This window comes from Micromonospora sp. NPDC023814, assembly GCF_040639595.1.
Classification (GTDB): Bacteria; Actinomycetota; Actinomycetes; order Mycobacteriales; family Micromonosporaceae; genus Micromonospora.
In genome coordinates this window covers 58,101-59,134 of record NZ_JBFAAF010000051.1, presented here as the reverse complement: position 1 = coordinate 59,134, position 1,034 = coordinate 58,101, and the positions used below count along the sequence as shown (strand labels likewise).

Here is a 1,034-nt window from a genome sequence, read left to right as displayed (position 1 = left end):
GCCCGGTTACATTCCGAACCCGGAAGCTAAGCCCTCCAGCGCCGATGGTACTGCACTCGGGAGGGTGTGGGAGAGTAGGACACCGCCGGACAATCATTCCAGTCGAGGGCCGCCCCATCCGGGTCGGCCCTCGACTGCGTAGCGCCATAGGTGGCGCAATGAGGAAGGATGTACCTGTGAGTTCAGGATCGCAGGGCGGAGATCGTCCCCGTCGTTACGAAGACCGCGCGGGCGGGCGCGAGGGCGCCCCGCGCCGTGACGACCGGCCGTCGTACCGGGATGACCGGGGCGGTCAGCGCGGCGGATACGCCGGCGGCGACCGCCGCGAAGGCGGGTACCGGTCTGGTTCCCGTGATGGAGACTCCCGCGCGGCCGGCGCCCCCCGCCGTGACGGCGCCGAGCGCCAGGGTGGTTTCCGTGGCGGTGAGCGCCGTGAGGGCGGGTTCCGTTCGGGCCCGCCGCGCGAGGGTGGCTTCCGCCGTGACGCTGGCGACCGCGAGGGTGGCTTCCGCGGTGGCGAGCGCCGTGAGGGCGGTTTCCGTGGCGGTGAGCGTCGTGAGGGTGGCGACAGGCCCGGCGGTGGCTTCCGTGGCGGTGACCGTGAGGGTGGCTTCCGTGGCGGTGAGCGTCGCGAGGGTGGTTTCCGTGGCGGTGACCGTGAGGGTGGCTTCCGCGGCGGTGAGCGCCGTGAGGGCGGATTCCGTTCGGGCCCGCCGCGCGAGGGTGGCTTCCGCCGTGACGCTGGCGACCGCGAGGGTGGCTTCCGCGGTGGCGAGCGCCGTGAGGGCGGGTTCCGTTCGGGCCCGCCGCGCGAGGGTGGCTTCCGCCGTGACGCTGGCGACCGCGAGGGTGGCTTCCGCGGTGGCGAGCGCCGTGAGGGCGGTTTCCGTGGCGGCGACCGTCGTGAGGGTGGCGACAGGCCCGGCGGTGGCTTCCGTGGCGGTGACCGTGAGGGTGGCTTCCGCGGTGGCGAGCGTCGCGAGGGTGGTTTCCGTGGCGGTGACCGCGAGGGTGGCTTCCGCGGTGGCGAGCGC

At 73.9% G+C, this 1,034-nt stretch carries 1 protein-coding gene and 1 rRNA gene; one reads left to right on the top strand and one right to left on the bottom strand.

Features of this window, described 5'->3' with window-relative positions:
* Positions 1 to 91 (top strand): 5S ribosomal RNA (rrf, locus tag AB0G14_RS24475); the annotation flags it as partial.
* A 91-nt stretch (positions 92 to 182) separates the two neighbouring features.
* On the opposite strand, the gene AB0G14_RS24470 is transcribed toward rrf, so the two are convergent.
* On the bottom strand, positions 183 to 1,034 hold an 852-nt coding region (locus AB0G14_RS24470), incomplete at its 5' end, for a hypothetical protein (protein ID WP_357701063.1).